Origin of the sequence: Pseudocitrobacter corydidari, from assembly GCF_021172065.1 — a bacterium.
Lineage (GTDB): Bacteria > Pseudomonadota > Gammaproteobacteria > Enterobacterales > Enterobacteriaceae > Pseudocitrobacter > Pseudocitrobacter corydidari.
The window spans coordinates 4,677,516-4,692,330 of the sequence record NZ_CP087880.1; the positions used below are offsets into that span (position 1 = coordinate 4,677,516).

Consider the following 14,815-nt stretch of genomic DNA (forward strand, 5'->3'; position numbering starts at 1 on the left):
CAATGTCTAAAATACACAATCTTATTAAGATATTTATCTGGTTAATGGAATGAGGTCACATTATTCGTCTTCTGCATTGGGATAATGCGACAAATTCACGTAACTGGAGAAATAACATGGAGTTTTTCAGAAAAACGGCACTGGCTGTACTGGTTATGGGGTGCAGCAGTGCTGCGTTAGCGCTACCCAATGTAACGATACTGGCGACCGGAGGAACCATTGCGGGTGGTGGTGATTCAGCGACAAAATCCAATTACACCGCAGGTAAAGTGGGCGTGGAGAACCTCGTTAATGCGGTACCTCAATTAAAAGATATTGCCGTCGTTAAAGGAGAGCAGGTGGTTAATATCGGCTCTCAGGATATGAATGATGACGTCTGGCTGACACTTGCGAAAAAAATTAATAATGATTGTGCGGCTACCGATGGATTCGTGATCACCCACGGCACGGATACGATGGAAGAGACCGCTTATTTTCTTGATCTCACCGTTAAATGCGATAAACCTGTCGTACTGGTCGGTGCGATGCGCCCCTCAACCTCAATGAGTGCGGATGGCCCGTTTAATCTCTACAACGCGGTGGTAACGGCTGTAGATCCACAATCTGTAAAACGCGGCGTGCTGGTTGTGATGAACGATACGGTTATGGACGGGCGCGACGTGACCAAAACAAATACCACGGATGTCGCGACGTTCCGCTCTGTGAATTACGGGCCTTTGGGCTATATCCATAATGGCAAAGTTGATTATCAACGCACGCCGGCGCGTAAACATACTGCCGCCACGCCTTTCGATGTTTCTAACCTAAGTGAATTGCCGAAAGTGGGTATTGTTTATAACTACGCCAGTGCTTCCGATCTTCCGGCAAAAGCGTTGATTGAGGCGGGATATCAGGGCATCGTAAGCGCGGGCGTGGGCAACGGCAATCTCTATAAAACGATCTTCGATACGCTGGCAACAGCGGCACATCAAGGCGTTGCTGTGGTTCGGTCATCCCGCGTGCCGACAGGCGCGACAACGGAAGATGCGGAAATTGATGACGCGAAATATGGCTTTGTCGCTTCGGGAACGCTGAACCCGCAAAAAGCTCGTGTCCTGCTTCAGCTTGCGTTAACGCAAACCAAAGATCCAAAACAAATTCAGCAGATGTTTAATCAATATTAACGGAAATGACCGGATGGCTCGTCGCCATCCGGTACCGGTTACTCAGCCAGAAACAGCTCCAGCAGCGAGTTCAAAAACAGCTTCCCGTGCTCGGTAATCTGCCAGAATTCAGCGCATTCGGTGAGATACCCCTGTGCCAGCGCTTCATCAATTTGCGGGCGAATCGCTTGCTCACTGAGCCCCGTATAGCGGCTAAACTCCGCGCGCGGAGCGGGTTCCAGCAGGCGGAAGCGGTTCATAAAGAACTCAAACGGTTTATCGGCCACGTCGACATCGTGCTGGCGTTCCAGGTAGCGTCCTTCCATATAGCCACGCGGATGGCGCGTTTTGGCGGTACGTAGAATGCGCCCGTCCGGGAAGGTGACTTTGCCGTGTGCGCCGCAGCCAATGCCGAGATAGTCGCCAAAGCGCCAGTAGTTGAGGTTGTGCTGGCACTGATATCCCGGCTTCGCGTAAGCCGACGTTTCATACTGCTGATAACCTGCCGCCGTCAGCAGTTTGTCGCCCTGCTCGAAAATATCCCAAAGCGCGTCGTCATCCGGCAGTACCGGGGGGCGCGAGCCAAACAGGGTGTTAGGTTCGATAGTCAACTGATACCAGGAGAGATGCGGTGGATTGAGCGCAATCGCCTGGCGCAAATCGTCCAGCGCTTCTTCTAAGGATTGGTCCGGCAGGCCATGCATCAGATCAAGGTTGAAGCTGCGCAGGCCCAGACCCGTCGCCAGATTCGCCGCGCGTTTGGCTTCTTCCGGGCCGTGAATACGCCCCAGACGCTTTAACTTGGTCTCGCTAAAGCTCTGCACGCCGATGGAGATACGGTTCACGCCCGCACGCTGGTAATCGACAAAGCGATCTGCTTCCACCGTGCCGGGGTTCGCTTCCATGGTGATTTCCGCATCCGCCGCCAGATTGAGGCGCGCACGCACGCCATCCAGCAGCGTTTGCATCGCCGGGCCTGAGAGCAGGCTCGGTGTACCGCCGCCAATAAAAATGGTCTTTACTTCACGTCCCTGCGCGTAAGCCACGTCTGCATCTAAATCACTCAGCAGATGCTGAACATAATCGTCGTGCGGCACCTCGCCTTTCAGCGCGTGCGAGTTAAAGTCGCAGTACGGACATTTCTGCACGCACCACGGGATGTGAATATAAAGGCTCAGAGGCGGCAAATTAGCCATTACGTAACGCTTCCAGTAACTGTTTCAGCGCCTGACCACGGTGAGAGATGGCAATCTTCTCTTCACGCGTCAGCTCAGCGGCGGTTTTCCCCTCAGAAGGGACATAAAAAATAGGATCGTAGCCGAAGCCACCGTTGCCCGCAGGCGCGTGGGTGATGACGCCCGGCCAGCGACCGTGGCACACCAACGGCGTTGGATCTTCCGCGTGACGAAGATAGACCAGCACGCAGTGGAACTGCGCCTGACGCTGGTCGTCCGGCACATCTTTCAGCGTTTCCAGCAGCTTTTGCAGATTACGCTCGTCGGTCGCGCCTTCACCGGAATAACGTGCGGAATAGATACCCGGCGCACCGCCGAGATAATCCACCGCCAGCCCGGAATCATCGGCAATCGCGGGAAGGCCGGTCACCTGTGACGCGTGGCGTGCTTTAAGGATCGCGTTCTCGATGAACGTCAGGCCAGTCTCTTCGGCGGAATCGACACCAAGATCGGTCTGCGCAACGATATCGAGACCAAAATCGCTCAGCAACGAGGCGAGCTCGCGCACTTTACCGGCATTACCGGTAGCGAGGACAACTTTTTGCATGGGATATCCTAATTTATCAGGGCGTCGACGCCCGCTGGGATGTGCTGCGGATGAATGATTTTAACCTGTTTATGGCGGCCCAGTTCACCTTTCTCGATGATGACCTGACTTTTGGCGACCTTAAACTGTTTGGCGAGAAATTTCACCAGATGGACATTAGCCTGCCCATCGACCGGCGGGGCGGTAATGGCGACTTTTAATTCGTCGCCATGTTCACCCACAATGCTGTCACGGCTGGCCTTCGGCTGAATATACAGCCGCAGCACCAGCCCGTCGTCGCAGGATGTTACGGCACTCATAGCGCCATCCACAGCCCCGGCAGCAGCATGTTGCCCGTTGCCTGTAACACTTCGGCAATGCCCATGTTGATAACATACAGCAGCAGCACGAGGATCATCGGCGAGAAATCGATACCGCCCATCGACGGCAGCAGCTTGCGAATCGGGCGCAGCAGCGGGTCGGCGAGCTGCATCAGCACAAACTCAACCGGGCTACGGCCCTGGCTTACCCAGCTCATAATCGCCATCAGCAGCAGTACCCAGAAGATAAGCAGGCCGGTGGTTTTCAGCAGGATCAGCACCGCCGCAATCCAGATTATCGGCTGGAAGGTGATGACCATAAACAGGGTAATCGCCTTGATGACGCTAAGAATAAAGGCAACCAGCAGCGAGGAACTGTCGAGCGGCCCCATCGCCGGAATGATGCGGCGCAGCGGCCCGACGATAGGCTGGGTGATTTTCACCACAAACTGGGAGAACGGGTTGTAAAAATCACAGCGTGCCCACTGCATCCAGACGCGCAGCAGTAGCACCATAGTGTACAGTTCAATCACTGTAGAGAGCAGGAAAGTCAACGTCTTCATGGCGTTCCTCAGAGTTCCTTATTTTTTGTGTAATCACGCGCACCGAAAATCGCGGTGCCGATGCGTACCATAGTGCTACCCGCCGCAATGGCGGCTTCCATATCGTCTGACATGCCCAGTGAGAGCGTATCGACCGTAGGGTAGTGCGTCTTCAGCCGCGCGAATGCTACCGCCATTTGTTGGGCGACGGCAAACTGCTTATCGTACTCGGTTTCCGGTGCCGGAATGGCCATCAAACCGCGCAGGCAAAGATTGGGCAGGGCGGAGACTTCCGCCGCTAACGCGTCAATCGCCTCGGGTTCGATGCCGGATTTACTCTGCTCATCGCTAATGTTGACCTGAATCAGCACGTTAAGCGGTGGCAAATGTGCAGGGCGCTGCTCGCTAAGCCGGGTGGCAATTTTCAGCCGGTCGACCGTATGGCACCAGTCGAAATGCTCCGCCACCAGGCGACTTTTGTTGGACTGCAACGGGCCAATAAAGTGCCATTGCAGATCCGTAACGCCTTTGTCCTGAAAGAAGCGGATTTTTTCCACGCCTTCCTGGACGTAGTTTTCGCCGAATGCACGTTGGCCAGCAGCCATTGCTTCTTCGACGGCGCTCGCAGGTTTTGTTTTGCTGACTGCAAGCAGCGTAACTTCTTCTGAAAGCCGGCCGCATCGTGATGCAGCGGCTGAGATTTTGTCCCGGACCTGTGCCAGGTTATGCGCTATATCGTTCATATTTGCTGGTGGGTCTTATGGAAATACAAGAAATCGTGGCGCTTAGTGTAAAGCATAACGTGTCGGATCTACACCTGTGTAGCGGGGCAATGGCGCGATGGCGACGCTGTGGCTTGCTCGAATCTGCCCCCTTTTCATCACCCGAGCCGGAAGCATTGCTGCGCGGTTGGTTAAGCGAGGCACAGCACGCGCAGTGGCGGGCGCAGGGCCAGCTTGATTTCGCGATAGCGCCCTCTGAAGGGCCACGCCTGCGCGCCAGCGCATTTCGCCATGCGCGCGGGGTTTCACTGGCATTGCGTGTGCTACCGACGCGCTGCCCAACGCTCGCTGAGCTCGGCGTGCCAGCGGCGCTACCTGAACTGTTGCATGAAGAGGGTGGGTTGATACTGGTCACCGGCGCAACCGGCAGCGGTAAGTCAACGACGCTTGCCGCAATGGTCGATTACCTCAATAACACCCTGGATGGGCATATTCTGACGCTGGAAGATCCGGTGGAATTTATTCATTCCAGCCAGCGCTGCTTAATTCAACAACGCGAAATCGGTCAACATATCTCGTCATTCGCTGAGGCACTGCGCGGCGCGCTACGTCAGGACCCCGACGTTATCCTGCTGGGGGAGTTACGCGACAGCGAGACGATCCGGCTGGCATTAACCGCCGCCGAAACAGGCCATCTGGTGCTGGCGACCTTGCATACGCGCGGCGCGGCACAGGCGATTGAGCGTCTGGTTGACGTTTTTCCGGCGCAGGAAAAAGATCCGGTTCGCAGCCAACTGGCGAACAGTTTGTGTGCCGTGGTGGCGCAAAAGCTGGTGGCGGATAAACAAGGCGGGCGCGTGGCGCTCTTTGAGCTGCTGGTGAATACCCCGGCGGTAGGAAACCTGATCCGTGAGGGGAAAACGCATCAGCTTGCAGGTGTCATGCAAACTGGACAGCACGCGGGGATGCAAACTTTTTCTCAGAGCTATCAACAATGTGTGGCGAAGGGTAAGCTATAAGGATTAGGCTATTTTTCCTGTACTGATTAATTCTATCTCTAACAGATAAAGGTTAATACTGTGATGACGGTAGACTTTTGTGAATTAACCACCTGGGAATAATGTTTCAATATATTTTAGATGTAGCAATCATTCGATATTCTGTTGTGATAATGTTTGATTTGTGAAGTCATCGTTCCTTTATTACTTTGCCAATAAATAGTCATCAGCGAAACCTGTTATACCTAATCCATAATTCCTAAGTAATATGGATGACGGATTTTTACACGGATGCATGACATTATGTTGTGTAGACATAGAAAAAAAGGGTGATATTCTTTTGACACTCAGCGGGGATCGTTCTATTCTAATTATGGAATTAGGATTATTCTTATGAAATATTGTTTCACTTCATACTGTCTTGATTATTATTATGCATGATAATTAAGATTGCTTTGATTTATTAAAACACCATGATGGTGGCAAAATACTAAGGAGAGTTTCAAATGCTTGATGTATCAGAGAGTGTATCTAAATCCCGCAAAATCATTTTAATCACCCACCCGTCAGTACAGGCCAATGCATTCGCTGGTTATCTTTCTGATTTACTTTCAGTTTCTGTAGATGTTCACAATATCAATAAGCCAATGGTACAGCGCCTTGCGAAAGGTACTGTGGTGCTTTTTGATATTGCTGTATCGAACAAAAAACTGAACGGTATCTGGCGCGATATTATCCGCTCGCAGTTTGATTCTCCACGCTTGCTTATTATTAACAGTGCGCAAAAGTATGAATTATACGAAATGGCGCAGTGGCCCGCGCTGTACGGTGTGTTCCGTCATGATGATGAAGAATCGCGCTTAATTGAGGGTGTCAAAGCCGTGCTGAACGGTGAACAGACTGCTGAATTGAGCGTAATGCATCCGGCAATGTACGCAGTTGAACAACCGACTGAATCATCAGACAATATTCCGCTGACCGAACGTGAATGCGAAATTCTTAATGAATTACGTCATGGTGCGACCAATATGGATATTGCTCGTGCGCTGTTCATCAGTGAAAACACAGTGCGTACGCACTTATATAATGTTTTCCGTAAGTTAAGCGTGAAAAACAGAACCCAGGCTGTCAGCTGGGCGAACGAAAATTTGCGTCACTAAGTTTTACACTGGAAATGTTGTAGGCCGGATAAGCGCTAGCGCCATCCGGCTTTCCTGTCTCTAACGCCCACTATTTACACGTTATGCTAGCCTGACTACTGACCGTAGCTTTGCTCAAAGTAACTCTCCAGAATCACCACCGCAGAGGCTGAATCCACGCTGCCTTTATCCAGCGCGCGAAAACCACCGTGCTCGAACAACCCAGCGCGGGCTTCAACGGTGCTCAGACGCTCATCATGCAGTTTAATCGCCACGCCGAAACGACCGTGAATTTTATTGGCGAAGTTACGCGCGCGCGCGGTAAGCGGTTGCTCGGTGCCATCCATATTCAGCGGCAGGCCGACGATCACTAACGCCGGTTGCCACTCTTTCAGAAGCTTTTCGATAAGCGTCCAGTCTGGCGTGCCGTTTTGCGCTTTCAGGGCGTTAAGTGGGCGCGCGGTACCGGTAATTTGTTGACCGACCGCGACGCCAATGCTGCGGGTGCCAAAATCAAATGCGAGAAAGGTTCCGCTCATTATGCGTGCCCCGCCACACCAGGCATGGTGTGAATATCGATGCCGATGAGTTTTGCCGCGTCGCGCCAGCGATCGGCAATCGGGGTTTTAAACAGAATATTGAGGTCGGCAGGTGCGGTGAGCCAGGCGTTATCGAGAATTTCCTGCTCCAGCTGGCCTTTCTCCCACGATGCGTAACCCAGCGCCACCAGCACGTCTGTCGGCTGTGCCGCCGTGCCCAGGGTTTCCAGCACGTCGCGCGATGTGGTGACGATGGTGTTATCAGAGATACGGATGCTTGAGGAAAACGACGCCGGTGGCGTGTGCAGAATGAAGCCGCGATCTTCCGCCAGCGGGCCGCCGAGCATCACCGGTTTATCGAGACGAATCGACGGATCGCGCGGATCGGGCGTGATCTTCAGTTTTTCCAGAATGCCTTCAACTTGCAGGTTTTCCAGCGGCTTATTGATGATAATCCCCATTGCGCCATCGTCGTTATACTCGCAGATATAGACAACGGAACGGCGGAAGATGGGGTCCTGAAGAGCCGGCATGGCAATAAGAAAGTGATGCTGTAAATTCATTGTCAGAGGTTCTGTCCTGGTTCAAAAAGCAGCAACGTCCAGTATGCGGGGAAAGAGGCGTGCTGTCACCAGGCAGTCCTGTAAACGCGCGTAAGCGCCGGGCAGGACTGCCTGGTTGTGGCGGGTTCCCTCCCGCCGCAGAGATTACTTGCCTAAACGTTTTTCGATAGCGTCCATCAGCATCCCGGTGATGGAAATCGGGAACTCCGCTTCGATTTCACGCACGCAGGTTGGGCTGGTCACGTTAATCTCGGTCAGGCGATCGCCGATGATATCCAGGCCGACAAAAATCAGACCTTTCGCTTTCAGCGTCGGGCCCACTTTGCGGGCGATTTCCCAATCGCTTTCGCTCAGCGGACGCGGTTCGCCACGGCCACCGGCGGCCAGGTTGCCACGGGTTTCGCCACCCTGCGGAATACGCGCCAGGCAGTACGGGACAGGTTCGCCATCGACGACCAGCACGCGTTTGTCACCATCTTTGATTGCTGGCAGATACGTTTGCGCCATGCAGTAGCGGCTGCCGAGTTCGGTCAGGGTTTCGGCGATAACGCCAATGTTCGGATCGCCTTCTTTCACGCGGAAAATCGACGCGCCGCCCATGCCGTCCAGCGGTTTCATGATGATGTCGCCATGCTCCTGCCAGAACGCTTTCAACTGTGCTTTGTTGCGCGTAACCAGCGTTTCCGGCGTCAGCTCAGAGAACCAGGCGGTGAACAGCTTCTCGTTACAGTCGCGCAGGCTCTGCGGTTTGTTGACGATAAGCGTGCCTTTCTCTTCCGCGCGTTCCAGAATATAGGTCGCGTAGATGAATTCGGTGTCAAACGGCGGATCCTTACGCATCAGAATCACATCGAGGTCGGCAAGCGCGATATCCTGCTCGCTGCCAAATTCGTACCATTTGTCATAGTTCTGCTCAACGTTCACCAGACGCGTACGCGCGCGGGATTCGCCGTTGGTCAGATAGAGGTCATTCATCTCCATGTAATGGAGTTCATAGCCCCGGCGCTGTGCCTCCAGCAACATCGCGAAGCTGGTGTCTTTTTTGATATTGATGTTTGCGATGGGGTCCATCACGATGCCGAGCTTAATCATTCTAGTTCTCCTGGAAGCCGGTATTAGCCCAGATCGCCAAAGCGCACTTGAAGCGCAGTAATGGCGGTGAGCGCGGTAGTCTCAGTACGCAGAACGCGAGGTCCCAACAGGATATCAGTAAACTGGTAGCGTGCGGTCATGGCAATTTCATCTGCCGAGAGACCGCCTTCCGGGCCAATCAGCAAACGCACGCGCTCCACCGGCAACGGCAGCGTATTGATGCTGGCGCTGGCGCGCGGATGCAGGTTCAGCTTCAGCCCGCTATCTTCTTCGGCACACCACTGTTCCAGATCCATCGCCGGGCGAATTTCCGGAATCGTGTTGCGGCCACACTGTTCACAGGCGGCAATCGCGATTTTTTGCCACTGTTGGATCTTCTTATTCAAACGCTCGGCATCCAGTTTAACGCCACAGCGCTCAGAAAACAGTGGCGTTATGAGGCTTACACCAAGTTCTATTGATTTCTGGATGGTGAATTCCATTTTATCGCCGCGCGACATCACCTGGCCCAGGTGAATGTGAATGGGGGATTCGCGGTTATCAATTTCCCCGCTGACGATATTCACGCGCACGCTTTTTTTGTCGGCGTGGGTAATTTCGGCATCGAAGACCTGGTTACTGCCATCGAAAAGCTGAATCGCCTGGCCCGGCCCCATGCGCAGCACACGGCCAACATGGTTTGCCGCGTCTTCCGACAGGGCGATTTCATGCCCGGCGGTGATGCGTTCAGGGTGATAAATACGGGGGATGCGCATGATATGACGTTCCATGGATTGTGCCGCGTCTTCCCCTCACCCTAACCCTCTCCCCAAAGGGGCGAGGAAACACTCGGTGCAGCGTGAGGGGGAAATGCCTGGCAGAAAATAAAACAATTAGCCGCTAGTGTAGGTTAGCTCTTTTGCGCCTGGCAAGCCTGCAACACGTAAGGGTTATGGTTACCCTGAATTTTGGCGATGCGCCTGTCGCGTTCACACTCCCATTCGCTGACCGGATACAGCTTATTCCACGCGTTGAAAAGCTGCGTCTGCTGGCGGGAAAGATTGATTTGATACGTGTCGCGCATATAGAAGTAGGTGCGGGCAATTGCGCCGCGCGAGCGTGCCGGTGGCTCGGCCATTTTTTCTTTAAAATCGACTTTCATGGCGCACTGACCGTACTGGCCTTCGCCGCCGTTCCACTGGCTATACATAAAGTTACCGCGATCGCCGTTCACTTCTCCGACCGCCGGTTGCAGGTTATGCATATCGCTTTCGATTTTGCGGTACACCGGATCTTTGGCGCAGTTCTTCCGTCCGCCATCCTGCCAGCACTGGCGCTGGTGCCCAAACTGCCAGGCGGGCATTACGTGTTCCCACTCAACACGGCTGGCGCGGTTTTCATTTTTACGCACTTTATAGCCGCAGGACTCAAGGTCAATGACACCTTTCTTGCCCTGCCAGTTAATTTTACAGCCACAGTAGAAATCACCCGGCACATCGCTGTTAACTTTTACACCAGCGGTTTTGGCCTGGGAAAAACTTTTAATACCTTCGGCCAGCGTCTGGCCTGAGAGCGCCGCCGCTAAAAACACGACTGCGAATGCTACTTTACGGGACATCACGAACTCCGTCTCAAAACGAGCCCGCAACGTAGCGAAAGCACCGGTCAGATGCAATCAGTCAGATCAGAAAACTTCCAGAAAATTCCATCAGTTACAATTCTGCAACCAACGGCTCGCCGCAGTGTACGCAACGATAGGTCGCTTCACCGCGCACTACGCGATTATGGCGGCGAATGGTCAATTGATGTAGCTGGCAGCGGCAGCGGTAGGGGAAGGTTTTAGTGCGTATCGAACTCAGTTCAAACTGATGCGTGCGGCGCGCCGGAACGCCGAGTACGGCTTCCATCATCCATTTCCACTCTTTCCCGTGCGGAGGAACGCGGCCAAAGTGCTTCCACACCAGCAGATGCGCCAGTTCATGCGGAACCACTTCATCAATAAACGCCTGCTGGTTTTCCGCCAGCAGCACCGGGTTGAGGCGAATTTCATACTCCTGCAACCACGCGGTGCCCGCCGAGGTGCCGCGCTGTTGATAAACCAGCTTTGGCTCGGGGTAGTTACGCTTGAGCGCCAGATTCGCTTTGGCAAGATTTTCCCGCAGGCAGCGCATGACGCTTTGCTGAAGGGCGATAGGAATTCGAGGGCTTTTCATGGAGCAGAGGATAGTGCGGGTAGTGGGGCTAGCGCAAGAGGAAGGTATGCCCAATGGCGCTTCGCACATCGGGCATACACGATGATAGGTAGGTCGGGTAAGCGCAGTGCCACCCGACACTACGCCAGGATTAGTCGTGCGCGCCGATTTCGCGCAGTTTACGACCTTTCATCAGGTTACGTTCAATATGTTCCAGCGACACATGTTTGGTTTCCGGAACCAGCCAGATAGTCAGGACGATGAAGAACAGGTTCAGACCGGCGTAAACCCAGAAGGTGTTGGCGTTGCCCAGCGAGTTGAGCATGGTCAGGAACGTTGCGCCGACGATCATGTTGGCAATCCAGTTGGTCGCGGTAGAGCAGGTGATACCGAAATCGCGGCCTTTCAGCGGCTGAATTTCAGAACACAGTACCCAAATCAGCGGGCCGGCGCTCATGGCGAAGCCAACGATAAACATCAGCAGCATGGCAATCGCGAAGTACTGCGCAGACGGTGAATGGATACCGACGTGCATCATTGTACCCAGTACGCCCATGCCGACGGCCATCACCAGGAAGCCCAGTGTCAGGGTTGGTTTACGGCCCCAGCGGTCAACCAGCCCGATGGCAATAAAGGTCGCCAGCACGTTGGTCAGGCCGACGATAACCGTCCCCCACATCTGTTCGTGTGTGTTGGTATAACCCGCCAGCTCAAAGATTTTCGGCGCGTAATACATGATGACGTTCATCCCGGTGAACTGCTGCATCACCTGTAACAGCACGCCCAGGAACACCGCGCGGCGGAAGTTGCTGTTCTCTTTAAACAGCGCCCAGCCGCTCTGCTTCACCTGCAAACTTTCGCGGATTTCATCCAACTCGCGTTTGGCTTCTGCGCTGGTATCACGCAGACGAAGCAGTACGCGTTCCGCGTCGTGGAAGCGGCGTTTGGCCGCGAACCAGCGCGGGCTGTCCGGCAGGAAGAATACACCAATCAGCAGCAGGACAGCCGGAATGATGATCACGCCCAGCATCCAGCGCCATGCGCCAGAGTAGCTGAATGCGGTATCCGACAGGTACGCGCCGAGAATACCGATGGTAATCATCAGCTGGTACATCGAAATCATACTGCCGCGAATTTTTTCCGGCGCGATTTCAGAGAGATACAGCGGCGCAGTATAGGACGCGACACCCACGGCCAGGCCCAGCAGCACGCGGGAGATAATCAGCACTTCCGGGTTCGGCGCAGCGGCGGAGAACAGCGAGCCGAGCACGAACAGGATGGCGCCAATCATCAGGCTTTTTTTACGCCCGAGGCGGAAGGAGAGCCAGCCACTGCCGACCGCACCAATCGCGGCACCGAACATCATGGAACTGACCACCCACTCCTGGGTGTGTGGGGAAATCTGAAACTCATCGGTAATAAAGGGTAGGGCACCGGCAATTACGCCGATATCAAGACCGAAAAGGAGTCCGGCCAGGGCTGCCAGAAAACAGACAAAAAAGGTCATTGTCTTGTTAGAACGCCCTTGTTTTTTATTGTCAGGCATTATGCCCTCCAGTTGGATTATCAGCTTTGTCGATGTTAAGGGTAAGTGAGTCCGCCGTAAAAATATGTGATTGTAATCACAGGAGTGTAATCGCTTACACTATCATTCGTGGTAGCTATGCATTAAAAATTATAGTAATCAAATAGTTAATTGTGAAATGTGGCGGGGAAAAATTGTGCTTCAGATTAGCCTGAAAAATAAATGTAACAACAGAGCATTTGCTATGTAACATGCCTGGCTGCGTCAATTTGTCTGATAGGTGGTGTGGTGTAATCGCTTTCATCGCGCGCGCGTGAGAAATAAAAAAAGGCCAGCGCGAGGCTGGCCTTCAGATAAAACGGTGGGGAGATTATTTCAGGCCGGCAGCATCGCGCAGCAGCGCCGCTTTGTCGGTTTTTTCCCACGGGAAATGTTCGCGGCCAAAGTGACCGTATGCTGCGGTCTCTTTGTAGATCGGGTGCAGCAGATCCAGCATCTGAATCAGGCCGTACGGACGCAGGTCGAAGAACTCGCGCACCAGCAGGGTCAGTTGTTCAGAAGGTACTTTCTCGGTACCGAAGGTTTCCACCATGATGGAAGTCGGTTCCGCCACGCCAATTGCGTAGGAGACCTGAATTTCACAACGGTCAGCCAGGCCCGCAGCAACGATGTTTTTCGCGACATAACGTGCCGCGTATGCTGCGGAACGGTCCACTTTTGATGGATCTTTACCAGAGAAAGCACCGCCGCCGTGACGTGCCATGCCGCCGTAGGTATCAACGATGATTTTACGGCCTGTCAGGCCGCAGTCGCCCATCGGGCCGCCGATCACGAAACGACCGGTTGGGTTGATGAAGAATTTGGTGGAGGCATTCAGCCATTCTGTCGGCAGAACTGGCTTGATGATCTCTTCCATCACCGCTTCTTGCAGGGATTTCTGATCGATGCTTTCCGCGTGCTGAGTGGACAGAACGACCGCATCAATACCGACGATTTTACCGTCGTCATACTGGAAGGTGACCTGGCTTTTCGCATCCGGACGCAGCCACGGCAGGGTGCCGTTTTTGCGCACTTCAGCCTGACGCTGCACCAGACGGTGTGCGTAGGTGATTGGCGCTGGCATCAGCACGTCGGTTTCGTTGGTTGCATAACCAAACATCAGGCCCTGGTCGCCCGCGCCTTGTTCCAGCGGGTCAGAACGGTCAACGCCCTGGTTGATGTCCGGAGACTGTTTACCAATTGCGCTCAGAACGGCACAGGAATTGGCGTCAAAGCCCATATCCGAATGCACATAGCCAATTTCGCGAACGGTGTTACGGGTGATCTCTTCGATATCAACCCATGCGCTGGTGGTGATTTCACCGCCAACCAAAACCATGCCTGTTTTCACGTAGGTTTCACAGGCTACGCGCGCTTTCGGATCCTGCTCGAGGATAGCGTCCAGCACAGCGTCGGAGATTTGGTCCGCAATTTTGTCAGGATGCCCTTCGGATACAGACTCGGACGTAAATAGGTGTTTTGCCATAATTTCTTCACCCTGGAATAAATAGAGTTCGATAAGCTTCGTGTGGCGGTGCCCGCGCTGTGCGATGCGCAATAACAGGGCAGCAGGTTGGCACACAGGAAGTCAGTATAGACGGATTAACTTCTGGATGGCTATTCTAGGTTACTTCTTAAGCCGATTTCCAGCGTTTTTTGATTTGGCTCGCATTCTTGCGCAACGCAAGGTGGAAATTTTTCCTGACATTGCTGGCAGAGTCCGTATTTTTATTTTGCTTTTTACCCGTCTTCCCGGTATAAAACGCGGCGCGCGGCTCATACCAAAAAAGTGTACGAATTAAGTTCGTAACGCCACTTCCAGCCGGGCTAAAACATCTGTTTTTTGGCTATAGCAGGTCCTTCGGGGCTGGCGTGGAGGTGATATCAAATAATGAACCGTTGTATTGTGCCAAATCTGTCACACCGTCCTGGTGTGAACCCGACTCCCGTTCTTAGTATCTCTGCTTTGTATACCTGCCGATGTTTTACCCATTTCGGCGCTTCTCAGGACTCCAGGGCCGGTCAGGCTTCCCGGAACTGAACAAGGGCGCTCTTGCTCCAGCAAGAGATTTCTCGTGGTTTCTCCGAACATCGTCATAAGTTCGGTTGCGTGTTTTACAATGATATGAACAAGAAACCGGTCGCACAGCCGACGCACCAGCATAACGCGCTGGGAAATCAGGCTGTATATGGGTTGTTATCGCATCGTTACGCTGCGATAGTAGTTAACTGTTTTACACTAGATACAAATTATTGAGGTTC

Annotated in this window: 18 protein-coding genes; 5 read left to right on the plus strand and 13 right to left on the minus strand. The window is 53.5% G+C overall.

All coding sequences use genetic code 11. From position 1 onward, the window contains the following. Positions 1-116 precede the first annotated feature (116 nt). Positions 117-1,163, plus strand: coding sequence for an L-asparaginase 2 (gene ansB / locus G163CM_RS21865; RefSeq protein WP_231826273.1), 1,047 nt, complete (start codon positions 117-119; stop codon positions 1,161-1,163). A gap of 38 nt (positions 1,164-1,201) precedes the next feature. Here the strand turns inward: ansB and hemW are convergent, their stop codons facing one another. From hemW to G163CM_RS21890, 5 genes are read right to left on the minus strand one after another with little or no spacing between them, the layout of a single operon-like run. Beyond that, entirely contained in the window at positions 1,202-2,338 is a 1,137-nt protein-coding gene (gene hemW / locus G163CM_RS21870; RefSeq protein ID WP_231826274.1) for a radical SAM family heme chaperone HemW, read from the minus strand. Next, positions 2,331-2,924 carry an XTP/dITP diphosphatase gene (locus G163CM_RS21875; protein ID WP_231826275.1) on the minus strand — a complete coding sequence of 198 codons (594 nt, stop codon included), beginning with the start codon at positions 2,922-2,924 and terminating at the stop codon, positions 2,331-2,333. The genes hemW and G163CM_RS21875 overlap by 8 nt, the downstream gene beginning before the upstream one ends. 8 nt (positions 2,925-2,932) lie before the next feature. Further along, a complete protein-coding gene (gene yggU / locus G163CM_RS21880) occupies positions 2,933-3,223 on the minus strand; it encodes a DUF167 family protein YggU (protein WP_231826276.1) in 291 nt (96 codons plus the stop codon). Continuing rightward, a complete protein-coding gene (locus tag G163CM_RS21885; RefSeq protein ID WP_015963064.1) occupies positions 3,220-3,786 on the minus strand; it encodes a YggT family protein in 567 nt (188 codons plus the stop codon). The genes yggU and G163CM_RS21885 overlap by 4 nt, the downstream gene beginning before the upstream one ends. Positions 3,787-3,794: 8 nt before the next feature. Continuing rightward, positions 3,795-4,508 carry a YggS family pyridoxal phosphate-dependent enzyme gene (locus tag G163CM_RS21890; protein WP_231826277.1) on the minus strand — a complete coding sequence of 238 codons (714 nt, stop codon included), beginning with the start codon at positions 4,506-4,508 and terminating at the stop codon, positions 3,795-3,797. 17 nt (positions 4,509-4,525) lie between these two features. Here G163CM_RS21890 and G163CM_RS21895 point away from each other — a divergent pair, with 17 nt between their 5' ends. Next, positions 4,526-5,506, plus strand: a complete 981-nt coding sequence (locus G163CM_RS21895; RefSeq protein ID WP_231826278.1) for a type IV pilus twitching motility protein PilT — start codon at positions 4,526-4,528, stop codon at positions 5,504-5,506. A gap of 485 nt (positions 5,507-5,991) precedes the next feature. Beyond that, the gene (locus G163CM_RS21900; RefSeq protein ID WP_015963067.1) at positions 5,992-6,645 is read left to right on the plus strand and encodes a LuxR C-terminal-related transcriptional regulator; all 654 of its coding nucleotides are present in this window, start codon (positions 5,992-5,994) and stop codon (positions 6,643-6,645) included. Between the two features lie 95 nt (positions 6,646-6,740). Here the strand turns inward: G163CM_RS21900 and ruvX are convergent, their stop codons facing one another. The 8 genes from ruvX to metK all read right to left on the minus strand — a co-directional run bounded on the left by ruvX (position 6,741) and on the right by metK (position 14,039). Then, the gene (ruvX, locus tag G163CM_RS21905; protein WP_189623856.1) at positions 6,741-7,163 is read right to left on the minus strand and encodes a Holliday junction resolvase RuvX; all 423 of its coding nucleotides are present in this window, start codon (positions 7,161-7,163) and stop codon (positions 6,741-6,743) included. After that, positions 7,163-7,726: a YqgE/AlgH family protein gene (locus G163CM_RS21910; RefSeq protein ID WP_231826279.1), complete on the minus strand. Its 564-nt coding sequence runs from the start codon at positions 7,724-7,726 to the stop codon at positions 7,163-7,165. The genes ruvX and G163CM_RS21910 overlap by 1 nt, the downstream gene beginning before the upstream one ends. A gap of 144 nt (positions 7,727-7,870) precedes the next feature. After that, on the minus strand, positions 7,871-8,818 hold the full coding sequence (gene gshB / locus G163CM_RS21915; protein WP_015963070.1) for a glutathione synthase: 948 nt from the start codon (positions 8,816-8,818) through the stop codon (positions 7,871-7,873). A 23-nt stretch (positions 8,819-8,841) separates the two neighbouring features. Continuing rightward, a complete protein-coding gene (gene rsmE, locus G163CM_RS21920; protein WP_189623858.1) occupies positions 8,842-9,573 on the minus strand; it encodes a 16S rRNA (uracil(1498)-N(3))-methyltransferase in 732 nt (243 codons plus the stop codon). A 134-nt stretch (positions 9,574-9,707) separates the two neighbouring features. Next, on the minus strand, positions 9,708-10,415 hold the full coding sequence (gene endA / locus G163CM_RS21925; protein ID WP_231826280.1) for a deoxyribonuclease I: 708 nt from the start codon (positions 10,413-10,415) through the stop codon (positions 9,708-9,710). 94 nt (positions 10,416-10,509) lie between these two features. Then, positions 10,510-11,010, minus strand: coding sequence for a SprT family zinc-dependent metalloprotease (locus tag G163CM_RS21930; RefSeq protein WP_015963073.1), 501 nt, complete (start codon positions 11,008-11,010; stop codon positions 10,510-10,512). Positions 11,011-11,140: 130 nt separating this feature from the next. Continuing rightward, positions 11,141-12,535 (minus strand): galactose/proton symporter, encoded by a 1,395-nt coding sequence (gene galP / locus G163CM_RS21935; protein WP_015963074.1) that lies wholly within the window; start codon positions 12,533-12,535, stop codon positions 11,141-11,143. A gap of 349 nt (positions 12,536-12,884) precedes the next feature. Next, complete coding sequence (gene metK / locus G163CM_RS21940) at positions 12,885-14,039, minus strand: methionine adenosyltransferase (protein ID WP_015963075.1); 1,155 nt, start codon at positions 14,037-14,039, stop codon at positions 12,885-12,887. A 405-nt stretch (positions 14,040-14,444) separates the two neighbouring features. Here metK and G163CM_RS23585 point away from each other — a divergent pair, with 405 nt between their 5' ends. Beyond that, a complete protein-coding gene (locus G163CM_RS23585; RefSeq protein ID WP_420851269.1) occupies positions 14,445-14,594 on the plus strand; it encodes a hypothetical protein in 150 nt (49 codons plus the stop codon). Between the two features lie 84 nt (positions 14,595-14,678). After that, complete coding sequence (gene yqgB / locus G163CM_RS21945) at positions 14,679-14,810, plus strand: acid stress response protein YqgB (protein ID WP_144052291.1); 132 nt, start codon at positions 14,679-14,681, stop codon at positions 14,808-14,810. Positions 14,811-14,815: the final 5 nt, after the last annotated feature.